At 43.2% G+C, this 14,549-nt stretch carries 15 protein-coding genes and 1 tRNA gene; 9 read left to right on the forward strand and 7 right to left on the reverse strand.

The genetic code is table 11. From position 1 onward, the window contains the following. Positions 1-35 precede the first annotated feature (35 nt). The 7 genes from C8P65_RS00360 to msrB all read right to left on the reverse strand — a co-directional run bounded on the left by C8P65_RS00360 (position 36) and on the right by msrB (position 4,365). A complete protein-coding gene (locus tag C8P65_RS00360) occupies positions 36-416 on the reverse strand; it encodes a hypothetical protein (RefSeq protein WP_107780379.1) in 381 nt (126 codons plus the stop codon). Between the two features lie 45 nt (positions 417-461). Further along, positions 462-532, reverse strand: a tRNA-Cys gene (locus tag C8P65_RS00365). 40 nt (positions 533-572) lie between these two features. Further along, positions 573-935 carry a dihydroneopterin aldolase gene (gene folB / locus C8P65_RS00370; RefSeq protein WP_107780381.1) on the reverse strand — a complete coding sequence of 121 codons (363 nt, stop codon included), beginning with the start codon at positions 933-935 and terminating at the stop codon, positions 573-575. Further along, positions 936-1,889, reverse strand: a complete 954-nt coding sequence (locus tag C8P65_RS00375; RefSeq protein ID WP_107780383.1) for a PorP/SprF family type IX secretion system membrane protein — start codon at positions 1,887-1,889, stop codon at positions 936-938. It abuts the gene before it with no gap. A gap of 372 nt (positions 1,890-2,261) precedes the next feature. Beyond that, a complete protein-coding gene (locus C8P65_RS00380; protein ID WP_107780385.1) occupies positions 2,262-3,014 on the reverse strand; it encodes a hypothetical protein in 753 nt (250 codons plus the stop codon). Positions 3,015-3,065: 51 nt separating this feature from the next. Continuing rightward, on the reverse strand, positions 3,066-3,308 hold the full coding sequence (locus tag C8P65_RS00385; protein ID WP_107780386.1) for a hypothetical protein: 243 nt from the start codon (positions 3,306-3,308) through the stop codon (positions 3,066-3,068). A 58-nt stretch (positions 3,309-3,366) separates the two neighbouring features. Next, positions 3,367-4,365, reverse strand: coding sequence for a peptide-methionine (R)-S-oxide reductase MsrB (gene msrB, locus C8P65_RS00390; protein WP_425430555.1), 999 nt, complete (start codon positions 4,363-4,365; stop codon positions 3,367-3,369). 418 nt (positions 4,366-4,783) lie between these two features. Between msrB and flxB the strand changes: the two genes are divergently transcribed. From flxB to C8P65_RS00430, 9 genes are all read left to right on the forward strand, one after another. Further along, complete coding sequence (gene flxB, locus C8P65_RS00395; RefSeq protein ID WP_009390258.1) at positions 4,784-5,518, forward strand: flexirubin biosynthesis SDR family reductase FlxB; 735 nt, start codon at positions 4,784-4,786, stop codon at positions 5,516-5,518. Beyond that, positions 5,499-5,714, forward strand: coding sequence for a hypothetical protein (locus C8P65_RS11990; protein WP_146162903.1), 216 nt, complete (start codon positions 5,499-5,501; stop codon positions 5,712-5,714). The genes flxB and C8P65_RS11990 overlap by 20 nt, the downstream gene beginning before the upstream one ends. Before the next feature lie 146 nt (positions 5,715-5,860). Continuing rightward, a complete protein-coding gene (locus C8P65_RS00400; protein WP_107780390.1) occupies positions 5,861-6,820 on the forward strand; it encodes a ribonucleotide-diphosphate reductase subunit beta in 960 nt (319 codons plus the stop codon). A gap of 23 nt (positions 6,821-6,843) precedes the next feature. Beyond that, entirely contained in the window at positions 6,844-7,896 is a 1,053-nt protein-coding gene (gene ribD, locus C8P65_RS00405; RefSeq protein WP_107780392.1) for a bifunctional diaminohydroxyphosphoribosylaminopyrimidine deaminase/5-amino-6-(5-phosphoribosylamino)uracil reductase RibD, read from the forward strand. Between the two features lie 25 nt (positions 7,897-7,921). Next, positions 7,922-10,057 (forward strand): GH92 family glycosyl hydrolase, encoded by a 2,136-nt coding sequence (locus C8P65_RS00410; RefSeq protein WP_107780394.1) that lies wholly within the window; start codon positions 7,922-7,924, stop codon positions 10,055-10,057. A 99-nt stretch (positions 10,058-10,156) separates the two neighbouring features. Beyond that, positions 10,157-10,927: a threonine/serine exporter family protein gene (locus tag C8P65_RS00415; protein ID WP_107780396.1), complete on the forward strand. Its 771-nt coding sequence runs from the start codon at positions 10,157-10,159 to the stop codon at positions 10,925-10,927. Then, entirely contained in the window at positions 10,914-11,495 is a 582-nt protein-coding gene (locus C8P65_RS00420) for a threonine/serine exporter family protein (RefSeq protein WP_107780397.1), read from the forward strand. The genes C8P65_RS00415 and C8P65_RS00420 overlap by 14 nt, the downstream gene beginning before the upstream one ends. 13 nt (positions 11,496-11,508) lie before the next feature. Beyond that, positions 11,509-12,237 carry a YggS family pyridoxal phosphate-dependent enzyme gene (locus tag C8P65_RS00425; RefSeq protein ID WP_107780399.1) on the forward strand — a complete coding sequence of 243 codons (729 nt, stop codon included), beginning with the start codon at positions 11,509-11,511 and terminating at the stop codon, positions 12,235-12,237. A 151-nt stretch (positions 12,238-12,388) separates the two neighbouring features. Beyond that, positions 12,389-14,545 (forward strand): S9 family peptidase, encoded by a 2,157-nt coding sequence (locus tag C8P65_RS00430; protein ID WP_107780401.1) that lies wholly within the window; start codon positions 12,389-12,391, stop codon positions 14,543-14,545. The last annotated feature ends 4 nt before the right edge of the window (positions 14,546-14,549 follow it).

The following is a 14,549-nucleotide window of genomic DNA, read 5'->3' on the forward strand; positions in this document are numbered from 1 at the left end:
CTTTTTTATTATGTATTCTTATGAATAGCTTTATATTAGAATATAGCTACTAAATCTTTTTTGTATTTAGAAAGTAGGGCTCTTGTAAGACCTAAGTTCGCTTTGTTTGAATCTACAGCTAAGTAGATAATGTAGCTACCATTTGATGAAATGTCAATGATGTGGATTTGGTCTGTAAGTGTAATTAGGATATCAACGATTCTCTCTTTTGAAGCTAATCCTAATACTTGTAGAGCGTTTTGTTTTGCCTTTACTACTTCTAGGTTGTAAGCAGAAGCAAGGTTAGGGTCAAAACTTGGGTCAACAGAGTCAGAACCGTATGATACACCTGAACGTACCTCTGTTACTGAAACTGCTATAAAACCAGGAATGTTACTCTTCATATCCTGAATAAATTTGTCTAGAACATTTGTCATTTTTCGAAAAGTTTTTAGAGATGGGATTATTTATTTAAAAAGGTGAGGCATCGAGCGGATTTGAACCGCTGTATAAGGTTTTGCAGACCTCCGCCTAGCCCCTCGGCCACGATGCCTTTTTGTATTCTGGGTGCAAAGATATATCTTATTTTTTAATTAACCAAATCTTTCTTGTTTTATTTTTACTGATACACTCTCTACATCTCCGCCTATAGGTGGATTTATCTTGGCAACCTTTAGGGTAACCTTCTGAACTTCAGGAAGTTCATCAAAGATACGTTTTACTATCCGCGCTGCTACATTTTCTAATAGTTTTACCGGTATTGCCATTTCTTCCTTTACAATTCTGTTTAGGTGTACATAGTCTACCGTGTCTTGTAGGGCATCAGAGAGCATTGATTTTTTTAGGTCAGCACTGATTTTTAGGTCGGTGCGGTAGTCACTCCCTATAGCGGTTTCTTCGCTTAAGCAACCGTGATAAGCGTATGAGCGTATGTTTTTAAGAATAATCTGTTCCATTTATCGTTGCGCACATTTACAGTTACTAACCCCTTGGAATAGGTCAAGACCCAATGTAATAACGTGTGTACCAGAGTTATAGCCTATTATCTCGTTGAGTGTTAGCTGATATGAGTAAGCAAAATAAAGCATTCCGCGTTTAAGTCCTGCCATTGGACCTATGTTTAACGGACGGAATATCTGGTCGTTTAGCGAACGATAGTTTACCCCTACCCAGTAATAATCTTCTAAGTCCATCCAACGGAATTTAAGGTTGAAGTCGGTAGTAGAACGTCCATCACTTTCGTAAAGTTGGTACAATACAGAAGGTTCAATCTCAAAATTGCTCTTCTTGTCTTGTTTGTAGCGATAACCGGCAAAAATCATATAGTTGCGAAGTGCTTTTGGTTCTTCTTTGTAGAAATGCTCGATATCTTTGTTGAGGATATTCATAGCACTAAGGTTTACGAACCAATTTTTGTAGCGGTAAAGTACCCCTACGTCGAAGTTGTGGTTTACGGTGAAACGGTCGTTAGTAACCGCCTGATCTCTAATAGATTGGTTGAATTTTTTTATATCAATTTCAAAAGTATTAAGAGCGTATGAGATACCGAATGACACAAAATGGTTATCATATCTGTCGAGGGTAAGGTGGTGAGCGAAAGACACTTTGCCACCGCGTTGGTAGGTGTGCCCGTTGCGGTCGTTATAAAGCATTACACCAGCCCCGCTGCGTTCGCCTAAACGCATATCGCCAGCTAATGATTGATAATCAGGAGCACCTTTTACGCCTACCCATTGGGTAATACCAGAAAGGCGTACGCGTACGAAGTCTCCTATACCTGCGTATGTAGGTGCTATAAGGAACTCACTGTCAGCTAAATACTGGTTTTGCTGTGGTAAGTTCAACTCTTGTGCAAGGGTCTTCCCCTCAAAAGCACATACTGCTAAAAGTAACAATACTATTCTTTTCATTGTCGATAAAAATTAACTTTTTAACTGTTTGCTTGCTATTTTTCATTGTAGTTTTGCCACCTATTACACCTATATAGTAGATAGGCACAAGTTGCAAAATTTTCAGCAAATATACCTATTTTTTTTATCCTACCCTATTTTTTTACCTACAAAATACGCAGATTTAACACATTTATAGTTTTTTTAACACTTTTGGCTATGTTATTTAGCATTGCTATATATGTGTTGTTTTAAATGTTTTTATAATAATAATTGCAAAGAATAGGGTGTTTTATTTCTGATAATTCTTTTAAAACAATGATTTTATTGCAAAGTGTGTATTACCATTTAAAGACCTTATACCCCTATCTTATCTCCCTTCTTTTTTAACTTTTATTTTCTGATTTCTGTTTTGTTTATAATGCTAAGGCTACCATCTATGTATATGCGTTCTTCTTTCTTATTGCCTGCATTGTCGTAGGTGTGAGTGAAAGTGTAATTTCTGATGTTTTTTTCTTTTATGTTATAATCTTTTTTGTCTATTAGGGCGCCTTTTTCGTCATATACATAATACGTTGTAGAGGAGTGCTTTTTGTCTTTGGTGATGTACACCTCTTCTTTTATGGCTTGTCCGCGTGGGTTGTATTCTATGTTAGAGGTAAGGAATAGCTCACCTTTTCCGTCTGTAGCCTTTGCTTCCGCCTTTAGTCCGTCGGCACTATAGTTGAAAACTACGGTAATCACCTCTTTGGTTTCGCCATTGGTAAGGGTGTACTTTTCTACGAAATTATAAGCATTATAGGTTGCCAGCTCCTCGCTTAAGAGCGTTCCATCGCTTTTGTAAGTTTTGGCGAGTCGGGTGTGTTGGGTATCGTCATACACATACTTAGTTTTGATTATGCCGTCTTTTGCTTTTTGCAGATGTTCTATTTTCTCTGTCATCCGTCCTTTGGAGTCGAAAGTTAGAAAGGTAGTGTCGCGTTTCTCTTCGTCTATATGCTGACTGATAAGGGTAACTTGCTGCACATTATCTGTTAGCCCTAAGATTTGCCGGTCGCTCATCTCTACGGGGCGTTGTGGGGTATGCTGACAGCTAAAAAATAGTGCTGCAATACAAAAGAATAGGAGTTTTTTTAGAGGTTTCATTTTAGTTATAACTTGAAAGAGGTTTTTGATAACAACAACTAACAACTACTCTCATTTTCTGCAATATCTTCTTTCCATTGCCTCTTTTTGCACCTCAGAATGATCTATTACCATTCCCATTCTAGATTGTTCTTTTGATAGGTAAATGCTTTTGAGGTCATTAGCTGTTAGTTCAGAAAAAGTAGTTTGTTCAGGTTCTATTACCTCTACGCCTATATCATCTAAAAATTTCATTATTGATTGATATTTCTCGAAAGGTAAATGTTCTTTAAATGTAATTGTGTTTGTTGTCATAGTCTGTATTTGCTTATTCTAAAGGCAAAGTTACAAAATAAATTACTAATAGGCAATTTTATTCCTTTTTCAGCAATTTTAGATACTCTCCATAGCCCTCTTTTTCCATATTCTCTTTTGGAATAAAGCGCAAAGAGGCACTGTTGATGCAATAACGCAAGCCTCCCAACTCTTTAGGTCCGTCATTGAATACGTGTCCTAAATGAGCGTTGCCTAAGGTGCTGCGTACTTCGGTGCGTACCATTTGGTGTGAGGTGTCTGTCTTTTCGGTGATGAGTTTTTTGTTAATAGGCTTTGAAAAACTAGGCCAACCACAGCCCGATTCGAATTTGTCGGTAGAGATAAACAGCGGTTCGCCTGTGGTAATATCTACATAAATGCCCTCGCGATATTCGTTCCAATACTCATTGGCAAACGGACGTTCGGTAGCACTCTCTTGGGTTACGGCGTATTGCTCTGGTGTCAGTAGTTTGCGCAACTCGCTCTCTGCAGGGCGTTTGTACTTAGTTGGTACCGGATTTGCTTTGCGTGCCAACTCGAACATAGCAGGCGAGATATGGCAATACCCATTAGGGTTCTTGTCTAAATAGGCTTGGTGGTACTCTTCAGCCTTATAGAAATTGCGCAAAGGCAATACCTCTACCACGATAGGCTTGGTGTACTGAGTGGCAAGCTGATGGATAGCTTTCTCAATAAGCGGCTTTTCTGTGGCATCGGTGTAGTAAATGCCTGTGCGATATTGCGTACCGCGGTCGTTGCCTTGTTTGTTGAGCGAAGTTGGGTCGATGATTTTGAAATATAGGTCGATGAGTTTGTGCAGGTCGATAAGCTGAGGGTTGTAAGTAACTTTTACAGTTTCGGCGAAATTTGTATTTCCTTCACACACCTGTTCGTAGGTAGGGGCTTTGTCGCGGTTGCCGTTAGCATAGCCCACTTCGGTAGCGAGTACGCCACGTATTTGCTTAAAAAAGTGCTCGGTACCCCAGAAGCAGCCTCCTGCAAAATAGATATAAGTTTTAGATTGAGGTTCTTCTTCGTCCATTGCCTCATTGTCCATTTGTTGATTTTCTGTCATTTGTTCTGTTTTTTGATAAGAAGTATGAGTGTTAGCTTTTTTTTGGGCACAGCCTAACGCAAAGAGCGCTGCTACAGCTGTTAGCACGAGTGTTTTCATCTTTTCTTTTTTATTTTAAGTTGTTAATAACTCTAAATAAAATGCAAAAACTATACCAAACTATAAAATAAATATTAAAACCAGCTCATCGGCTTTCGTTTGTCACATACTCGGCTGTGCCAGCTTGCCGACTTTCCTTCGTTTATTGTTCGCTCATCCTTCGCTTATCCTTCGCTCTTCGTGTATCGTTCCTATATCCTTCCTATATCGAATGTAAAGGGTGCCTAAGGAGAGAAAAAAGATTTTGTAAATTAGTAAAATGTTTCGTATATTTGTCGCTCGAAAATAAACGTAACTAGATATGAGAAAATTTGCTATTATTACCGGAGGCTCGCGCGGCATAGGTCGTGCCATAACTGAGAAACTCGCTCAGGATACTGACTATCACTTGCTTATCACCTACCAAAGCAACGAAATTGCTGCCCGAGAAACCTTAGGACACGTTAAAAAATTAGGTCGTGAAGGTGAGATTATTCGCTTTGATGTGTCTGACCACCAGAGCACCGTGAAAGCTCTTACCCAATGGCAACACGACAACAAAGACGCTGTGGTAGAGGTGATTGTGAACAACGCGGGCATCAACCGCGATGGGCTTTTTATGTGGATGCCCCCCGAAGATTGGAGCAAGGTTATTTCTACCTCGCTTGATGGTTTTTACAATGTTACTAACTTCTTCATTCAGAAGATGTTGCGTCACCGCTACGGGCGCATTATCAACATTGCTTCGGTATCGGGCGTAAAAGGTACCGCAGGGCAAACGAACTACTCGGCTGCCAAAGGCGCTATCATCGCCGCGACTAAGGCTCTGGCACAAGAGGTCGCTAAAAGACATATTACCGTTAATGCTATTGCCCCTGGGTTTATCCGCACTGATATGACATCCTCGCTTAAAGAAGAGGATTTGGTAAAGCTGATACCTGTAGGTCGGTTTGGTGAGGCTGAAGAGGTTGCTGACCTTGTGTCGTTCCTCGTTTCTAAAAAAGCTTCTTATATCACGGGGGAAGTTATTAATATTAATGGGGGGATTTATTCGTAGGAGTGCGAGCTGTACAGGTGATTGTGGGAGGAATGGGAGTGCGAGCCGCACGGGCAAAGATGTGGGACTGGTGGGAGGAATGAGAAGGCTGGGAAGGCTGGGACTGGTGGGACGAGTGGGACAGGTGAGACTGGTGGGACGAGTGAGACAGGTGGGAGTGGTGAAAGGGAATAGGTTTTTGGGAATGAGGTTATGACCTTTTTCTTATTTTTTTCTGTAAAAAAAATAATACCCTTTGTATGAGATGATTACATTATTTTTTGTAGTTTAATTTCTGTTTTGTGAAAAAATGTTGTTATCTTTGCCGCTCGTACATTTACATATATACATTAAACAAAAACAATGGGAATCTTTGACAAACGCGAGAGCTACAAACCTTTTGAATATCCGGAGGTGATGGAGTTCGTAAACGCTATGCACAAATCATTTTGGGTGCATTCTGAAGTTGAATTTACTGCCGATGTGCAGGATTTTAAATCAAACCTCTCTGCCGTAGAGCAAGAGGCTATCAAACGCGCACTATTGGGTATTGCGCAGGTAGAAGTGTCGGTTAAAACCTTCTGGGGCGACCTATACGACCTTTTTCCTAAACCTGAATTTAACGGGCTGGGCGCTACCTTTGCCGAGTGTGAGTTCCGTCACAGTGAAGCCTATGCGCGCTTATTAGAGGTGTTGGGTTATAATAACGAGTTCGAAAACCTTTTGGAAGTGCCGGTATTTAAAGAACGCAACGCAGTACTAAAAGAGTATCTGGCTAAAAACCGCGAAAACGCTATGGAGCGTATTCTCTTCTTTACCCTTATCATTGAGAATGCCTCTTTGTTTAGTCAGTTTGCTACCGTACTATCATTTGCACGCTTTAAAGGATACCTTAAAAACGTAGCCAACATCATCGCTTGGACATCGGTAGATGAGCAACTACACGCCAATGCAGGTATTTATATCCTCAAGAAGATTTTTGAAGAAAGACCTGAGATGAAAGCCAAAGCCGAAGCCGATGCTACCGACTTTATCCGCAACTACATTGTTTTAGAAGACAAGATGCTTGATTGGATTTTTGAACAAGGCGAACTCGATTTCTTTAGTAAAAAAGATCTTGCTAACTATATGCGCTATCGCTTAGACGACTCGCTTACCCAGTTAGGACTTACTAAACCTTTCAACATCAGTGCCGATGAGGCTAAACCGATGATGTGGTTTGAAGAGGAAGTATTTAGCAATGAGTTAGACGACTTCTTCGCTAAACGACCTACTGCTTATACCAAACACGATAAGAGCATCAGCGAAAATGACCTTTTCTGATAAAGATCAATAACCAATGACCAATGACAGACCAGCAATATATACATAGATGCATACAATTAGCCCAAAACGGCTTAGGCACTACTTACCCCAATCCGGTGGTAGGTAGTGTTATTGTTTATAAGGATAGGGTGATAGGCGAGGGCTGGCACGTGCGAGCAGGCGAGGCGCACGCTGAGGTGAGGGCTATTGCCTCGGTAAAAGACAAACAGCTGCTATCGCAAAGTACGCTGTACGTTAGCTTAGAGCCTTGCAGCCATTATGGCAAAACGCCCCCTTGTGCTGACCTTATCATTGCGCATCGTATACCGCGGGTAGTGATTGGTTGTACCGATCCTTTTGCTAAGGTAGCTGGCAGGGGCATACAGAAGCTCCGCGAAGCTGGTTGTGAGGTGGTGGTAGGGGTCTGCCAAGAAGAGTGTGAGGCGCTTAATAAGCGGTTTTTCACTTTTCACCAGAAAAAAAGACCTTATATATTCCTGAAATGGGCAGAGACCCGTGACGGACTGATAGCGCCTTTGCACAAGCAGGAGCGCGCGCCCCAATGGATAACCGGCGCTTATGCCCGCCAGTATGTGCATCTGTTGCGCAGTACCGAGGCAGCTATACTCGTAGGGGCAGGCACTGTGTGGGCTGATAACCCCTCGCTAAGCACCCGTAGCTGGTATGGCAAGAGTCCGCTGCGCGTTATTATCGACCCGCGCCTAAGTACGCGCAAAGATTTCAACGTGTGGAATGACGAGGTGCCAACTCTCTTTATAGCCGACCGCGATTATAAGGGCGTTAGGCATTTTGGGCAACGCACCGAGGTAGCTTGTATTGATTTTGGCGGAGAGGTATTGCCACAGCTCTGCAAGGTGCTTTACGAGCGCGAGGTACAAAGCCTAATAGTAGAGGGTGGGGCGCATACGCTTCAGCAGTTTATCAAAGCCGACCTGTGGGACGAAGCCCTTGTATTCAGAGGCGATACGGTCTTTACTAACGGACTGAAAGCCCCTCAGCTATCGCACGCTTGCCTACACTCAGTAGAATCTTTTCCACCAGATTTTTTAATGACAATGGTAAATAACAAGTAACCAATAAGATAACCTAATAATAGAAATGCAAAAACTTAAACTTCAAAGGTTGAAAATTATTGTGGTGGCTTTTTTAACTCTTCTAGCTTGCCAAACACCCCAAACCGATAAGCAGGTGCAGCATACAGACGAGCAACTTACCCGCTATGTCAATCCGTTTATAGGTACTGACGGTACGGGCAATACCTACCCGGGGGCTACCACTCCGTTTGGTATGGTGCAATTAAGTCCGGATATAGGAATCCCCGGTTGGGATAGAATTTCAGGTTACTTCTACCCTGATAGCCTCATCACCGGCTTTTCGCACACCCATCTATCCGGCACAGGGGCTGGTGACCTATACGATATATTAGTGATGCCGACCAATAGTCGGTTTAATGAGCGCATCAAAGAGAATAATGAAAAACCTTTCTCTTACTTCTCGCACCAAAGCGAAAAAGCTACTGCTGGTTATTATGCGGTAGACCTCAGTAGCTATGGCATACGCGCCGAGCTTACCGCTACCCCACGGGTAGGCGTGCAGCGCTATACCTTCCCTAAAGATGATACTTCTAAAATAACGGTAGATTTGGGCTACAGTATCAACTGGGATAAACCTACCGAAACCTATATAAAAGTGGTAGATGATAGCACCTTAGAGGGGTATCGCTATTCTACTGGCTGGGCACGCGACCAAAAGGTGTATTTCGTGATGAAGTTTTCAAAACCTTTTGCCAAAAGTGCTCTTATATCCGAAAAAATAGCCGGCAAAAGCCAGATAGGGCGAGCAGAACTGCAGTACGCTACTGCCGAGGGCGAGCAGATAGTGGTAAAAACCGCCCTTTCGATGCACAGCCTTAGCGGCGCCTACCGCAATATGCAAGAGGAAGCTCCTCACTTTGCTTTTGATACCTATCGCGAGGCAGCCCGCGCCCTCTGGGAAAAACAATTGCAGAAAATAACGGTAACCAGCGATGATGAGCAGCAGAAGACCATTTTCTACACTATGCTCTACCAAACTATGTTAGCCCCGAACCTCTACAGCGATGTAAAAGAGCCTGTGCGCTACGATACTTTCTCTCTGTGGGATACCTTTCGGGCGGCGCACCCCCTCTACACGCTGTTGCAGCCCCAAGCGAATGCCGATTTTATCAGCAGTTTCTTAGCCCATTACAAAGAGAATGGCACACTGCCTGTGTGGAGTATGCAAGGGGGCGAAACTAATATGATGATAGGCTACCACGCGGTGCCTGTGATTGTAGATGCTTACTTCAAAAATATACCAATGGACGTTAAGCTGGCTTACGAAGCCTGTCGTGCCAGCGCTATGGTAGATGAACGCGAGATAGACCTTTACCGCCAATACGGCTACATACCTTACGACTTAGACAAGTCGGGTGAAAATTGGTCGGTGTCTAAGACCTTAGAGTACGCTTATGACGATTGGTGTATCGCTAAGTTTGCGGCTGCTTTGGGCAAAGGCACTGATGCTGACTACTTTGCCAGAAGAGCCGAGAACTGGCGCAATCTTTTCGACCCTCGCACTACTTTCTTCAGACCTCGAAACAGCAAAGGCGCCTTTATCAATCCGTTTAACCCAAAAGACTACACCCCTTATTTCTGCGAGAGCAATGCTTGGCAGTACCGTTGGTTTGTTCCCCACAATGTATCGGGACTTATAGAGGCGATGGGGGGCAAAGAGGCTTTTGAGCAAAAACTCGACTCGATGTTTACCTTTGCTTCTGCCCCTGATGAGCGTTTGCCTATCTTTAGTACCGGTATGATAGGGCAGTACGTGCACGGCAACGAACCAAGTCACCACGTAGCTTATCTGTACAATTTTACCGCTCACCCCGAGAAAGCCAGTGAGCGAGTGGGCGAGATATTGCGCACCCAATACCACAATACCCCCGATGGACATTGCGGCAATGAGGACTGCGGACAAATGTCGAGTTGGTATGTGCTTAGTGCATTGGGTTTTTACCCTATCAATCCTGCTGATAGCCCCTATTACATAGGGCACCCCCTCTTTAGCAAAGCTACTTTGCATTTGGATAATGGTAAGACTTTCACGATACGCAAAGGTAGCACTAATGGGCAGCTGCAGCTAAACGGCAAGCCTTTAGGCAGGCGCTATTTGCATTTTAAAGAGATTACCGATGGGGGGGAGCTCATTTATTAACCCAAATTTGAGAATTATCAATTGTAAATTGTTAATTAATTTGTACCTTTGTGCCCTGATAACGAAGATAATTTTAGAAAAAAACAAAGAATATAAGGAATGAAGGCTATCGAAAGAGCAGCAAATTTGTTTGCGGATATTAATGAACTGTTGATTTCCAGCGGAGCTAATACGCGTAGGGTAGAACGCAATGTAGAGCGTATCTCTAACGCGCTGAATTACCACTGTGAAAGCTTCTATTCGCATTCGGCTATAGTTCTCACCGTACAAGACAAAGCTACTGGCGAGAAAGAAACCGTAGTGCGCACTATTCCTCATCACGGGGTGAATTTTAGTGCGATATCTGATATAAGCATCCTCTCTTGGGAAGTCCTTGAGAAGCATTTGCCTATCGAACAAATTGAAAAACACGTAGCTACTATAAAAGCCAAACCACACTACAATATGTATGTAATGTGGTTTTTTGTGTCTATTGCCGGCGGCTCGTTAGCCTATGTATTTGGCAAAGAAAATGCTAGTTATGCTGAGTTCGGAATGTCATTCCTCGCTACGTTCTTAGGCTTAGCAGGCAGACGCATACTGCAGTTGCGCAAGTTTAACGTGTATATCTGTTGGGGTTGGGCGGCTTTCGTATCGGTGTCGGTGATGAGTATCTTCCGTCTGTTAGGGGTAGAGCATTATCACAATGCCTTAGCCGCCTGTGTGCTGTGGTTGGTGCCAGGGGTGCCGCTCATCAATGGGTTTATTGATATGCTTTCGGGGTGTGTAGTGCCAGGGGTGGCAAAGCTTACCCACGCAGCTATCTTGGTATTTATGATTTCTTTAGGTTTTTATTTAGCGTTATTGTTATTTGGTTATGAGCTTCCTTGATGTATTATTAGCACTTTCTGTCCGCATCTTTTGGTCGATGTGGATTTCTATAGGTTTTGCCTTATTGTTTAACACCCCACGCCGCGCTCTTTGGATTACAGGTTTGTTAGGCGGTGTAGGTTGGGGCATCAAGTTTGTGCTTTTGGGCACTATAATGCCCGAACAGATAGTGATTACCTCCTTTTTAGGCGCCTGTGCTGTAGGGCTCTTGGCAGTCTATTTTGCACACCGCGTACATACCCCTCCTATCGTGTTTACTATTCCTGCGGTTATCAATATGATTCCGGGCAAATACGGCTATGAGTTTATGATGAAAATCATTCAGATAGTAACGGTTGAAACGCCTCAGGAAGAGACCCTTGATTTGCTGTATCAAACCTTTAAATTAGGCTTACAAACGGGCTTCATCACTATGTGTTTGGCTTTTGGGGTTATCACCCCGATGCTACTTTTCAATACCTATTCGGTGAAAGGTAAAGACCTAAACGACTTTATAAAACGCCGTCTGTCGCGCCGCAAAACTAAAGCCGAGCTCGAAGGTGTAATAGAAGAAAACGAGCCTGTTTAAACAATAGAAAGTAATGGAAAACATATTACAAAATATAGAGATTATTAAGCAGCGCATTGCTGCCGCTTGTGCTCGGGTAGGGCGTAAACCAGAGGAAGTAAAACTGCTTCTGGCTACTAAAACCGTAACCCCTGAGCGCATCAAAATAGCGCTTAAGGCTGGGAATACCCTCATTGCCGAAAATAAAATACAAGAACTGAAGGAGAAGTATGAAGCGCTGAAAGAAGTGCCCCATACCAATCACTTCATAGGGCACCTGCAAACCAACAAAATCAAAGAGATATTGCGCTATGAGGTCAGCTGTGTAGAGTCGGTAGACCGTATTGACTTGGCGCAGAAGTTGCACAACCGTTTGGCGAGTGAAGGTAAGGAGCTTGACATTTTTATTCAGGTGAATACCTCTAATGAGGAAAGTAAGTTTGGGGCTGACCCCGCTGAGGTGCTCGACTTAGTGAAGCAGGTAGCACAACTGCCTACCCTACACATCAAAGGGTTGATGACCATAGGGCTTTTTAGTGCCGAAACCGAAAAGGTGCGCGCTTGCTTTAAACTGCTTAAACGCCTTCAGCAAGAGATTATCGCTCTTGGCTTGCCTAATGTAGACCCTCAGGAGCTTTCTATGGGTATGAGTGGCGACCTAGAAACAGCTATAGAAGAAGGCGCTACTATCGTGCGCGTAGGAACGGCCATCTTCGGGCAACGTATCTACCCCGATAGCTACTATTGGAACGAGAATAAGTAGCCCGATTATCTTTTTGCTATTTGATTATCAGTGTTTTAAGAAAAGCTGATGAAAAAAACTTCTGAACAATAGCCGTTATTTAAAAAATATTTCATAATATTGACGCCAAATTAATCAGAAAGCATCGTCTTTACGTATCTATTTTTTAATTATGAGAATATTATTTCTTCTTATTACCCTTTTTACGGGAATAGCTTGGGGGCAACCCGCTATTACCCTCGACAAAATATGGACGCAGGGCACTTTCTACCCCAGCCGTATGTACAATCTCAAAACCCTACAGCACGCACCTCAATACACTGTATTAGAGTACAATCCTGCCGATGGGGCTCAAGAGATTAACCTCTATGACTTCGCTACCCTCACCAAAGTAAAAACTATCTTTAAGGCAGCTGACTATAAGCAGTTCGCACGCCTGAATAGCTACACTTTTACCCCCAATGAGCAGCAGCTTCTCATCGCGGTTAATAGCGAGTATATCTACCGCCATTCATTTATAGCCGATTATTATTTGTACGATTTGGCTAGCGGTAAGCTACGGAAAATTACTAACGATAAGATACAAAGTCCGTTAGTGTCTCCTGACGGAAAGAAGATAGCCTTTGCGCGTAATAACGACCTGTATCTGTACGAAGTAGCTACTGGCAAAGAAACACGCATTACTACTGATGGTGCTAAGAATAAGATTATCAATGGTATTGCTGACTGGGTGTACGAAGAAGAGTTTAGCACCGTGCGCTTTTTTGATTGGAATGCCGATGGCACGCAGCTGGCTTTCGTCCGTTTTGACGAACAGCAAGTACCAGAATTCTCAATGGACGTTTATGGTGCAGGGCTTTACCCTACCCAGCAGACTTTTAAATATCCTAAAGCAGGCGAACCCAATTCAGTGGTAAGTCTTCATATCTACGACCTTGCTAAAGCCAAGACTACCCCTATAGCTTTAGAGGCGTACTACATTCCGCGCCTGCAATGGTCTAACAACCCTAAGTACCTAACGGTGCAGACGCTCAACAGGCATCAAAACGACTGGCAACTGGTGCAAGTAGATGCGCAAACTTTTCAAATACGTCCGTTAGTGATAGAAAAGAGCAAAACTTATGTAGAAATCAATGACAAAATAACGTTTTTAGCCGATAATAGCTTTATTTATCAATCAGAAAAAGACGGTTATAACCACCTTTATCACTGCGATGCACAAGGTAAGAGCGTGCGACAGCTCACCTTTGGGCAGACAGAGGTAACCGACCTATACGGCTATGATGCTAAAAACAAACAGCTGTTTTACCAAGCTACCCAAGCCGATGGCATACAGCGCGCTATCTGTGCAGTGGGGCTCAACGGTAAAAACCAACGCACTCTTTCGGCAGTAGCAGGTACGCATAAGGCTACCTTTAGCGGTGACTTTGCTTATTATATTGATGCTTTTAGCAGTGCTACTACCCCGCCACGCTATACTCTGCACGCTGCCAATGGCAAAGAACTGAAAGAGATTCTCAATAACAATGCTTTTGCAGAAAGACTAAAAGCCTACCAACTGCCCACTAAAGAATACTTTCAGATAAAAACCTCTCGTGCTACCCTCAATGCTTATATGATGAAGCCTGCTGACTTCAACCCTGAGAAGAAATACCCTGTGCTGATGTATCAGTATTCAGGGCCTGGCTCGCAAGAGGTAGCTGATGAATGGTGGGATATGAATGACTTTTGGCACGCTATGCTCACCCAGAAAGGCTATATAGTGCTTTGTGTAGACGGGCGCGGTACGGGCTATCGTGGTGAAGAATTCAAAAAATGTACCTATGAGCAGTTAGGTAAGTTTGAGGTAGACGACCAAGCCGAAGTGGCTACTATAGTGGGGAATTATTCTTATGTAGATAAAAGTAGAATCGGGATATGGGGCTGGAGCTTTGGGGGCTTTATGTCGAGCAACTGTATCTTCCAAAAAGGTGATATCTTCAAGATGGCAATAGCCGTAGCCCCTGTTACTAACTGGCGTTTTTACGATACTGTCTATACCGAGCGCTTTATGCGTACCCCACAAGAAAACCCCGCAGGCTATGACCTCAATTCTCCTCTTACCCACGCCCATAAGCTAAAAGGTAAATACCTGCTTATCCACGGTACTGCCGATGACAATGTGCACGTGCAAAACGCAATGTCGCTCATAGAGCAATTGGTCACTCAGCGCAAAGATTTTGATTGGCTCATCTACCCCGACCGCAATCACGGTATATACGATAATACCGGTAGCACACGTTGGCAGCTATACTACAAAATGACCCAATTTATAGAAGAGAATTTATAAAAAC

The organism is Capnocytophaga leadbetteri (assembly GCF_003054025.1).
GTDB lineage: Bacteria > Bacteroidota > Bacteroidia > Flavobacteriales > Flavobacteriaceae > Capnocytophaga > Capnocytophaga leadbetteri.

What these genes read in the sequence shown, in the direction of transcription:
- C8P65_RS00420 (WP_107780397.1), top strand. Translation starts at nt 10,914, where the DNA reads ATGAGCTTCCTTGATGTATTATTAGCACTTTCTGTCCGCATCTTTTGG.
- C8P65_RS00415 (WP_107780396.1), top strand. Translation starts at nt 10,157, where the DNA reads ATGAAGGCTATCGAAAGAGCAGCAAATTTGTTTGCGGATATTAATGAA.
- C8P65_RS00385 (WP_107780386.1), bottom strand. Translation starts at nt 3,308, where the DNA reads ATGACAACAAACACAATTACATTTAAAGAACATTTACCTTTCGAGAAA.
- C8P65_RS11990 (WP_146162903.1), top strand. Translation starts at nt 5,499, where the DNA reads ATGGGGGGATTTATTCGTAGGAGTGCGAGCTGTACAGGTGATTGTGGG.
- C8P65_RS00375 (WP_107780383.1), bottom strand. Translation starts at nt 1,889, where the DNA reads ATGAAAAGAATAGTATTGTTACTTTTAGCAGTATGTGCTTTTGAGGGG.
- msrB (WP_425430555.1), bottom strand. Translation starts at nt 4,365, where the DNA reads ATGGACAATGAGGCAATGGACGAAGAAGAACCTCAATCTAAAACTTAT.
- C8P65_RS00410 (WP_107780394.1), top strand. Translation starts at nt 7,922, where the DNA reads ATGCAAAAACTTAAACTTCAAAGGTTGAAAATTATTGTGGTGGCTTTT.
- folB (WP_107780381.1), bottom strand. Translation starts at nt 935, where the DNA reads ATGGAACAGATTATTCTTAAAAACATACGCTCATACGCTTATCACGGT.
- ribD (WP_107780392.1), top strand. Translation starts at nt 6,844, where the DNA reads ATGACAGACCAGCAATATATACATAGATGCATACAATTAGCCCAAAAC.
- C8P65_RS00430 (WP_107780401.1), top strand. Translation starts at nt 12,389, where the DNA reads ATGAGAATATTATTTCTTCTTATTACCCTTTTTACGGGAATAGCTTGG.
- C8P65_RS00400 (WP_107780390.1), top strand. Translation starts at nt 5,861, where the DNA reads ATGGGAATCTTTGACAAACGCGAGAGCTACAAACCTTTTGAATATCCG.
- flxB (WP_009390258.1), top strand. Translation starts at nt 4,784, where the DNA reads ATGAGAAAATTTGCTATTATTACCGGAGGCTCGCGCGGCATAGGTCGT.
- C8P65_RS00360 (WP_107780379.1), bottom strand. Translation starts at nt 416, where the DNA reads ATGACAAATGTTCTAGACAAATTTATTCAGGATATGAAGAGTAACATT.
- C8P65_RS00425 (WP_107780399.1), top strand. Translation starts at nt 11,509, where the DNA reads ATGGAAAACATATTACAAAATATAGAGATTATTAAGCAGCGCATTGCT.
- C8P65_RS00380 (WP_107780385.1), bottom strand. Translation starts at nt 3,014, where the DNA reads ATGAAACCTCTAAAAAAACTCCTATTCTTTTGTATTGCAGCACTATTT.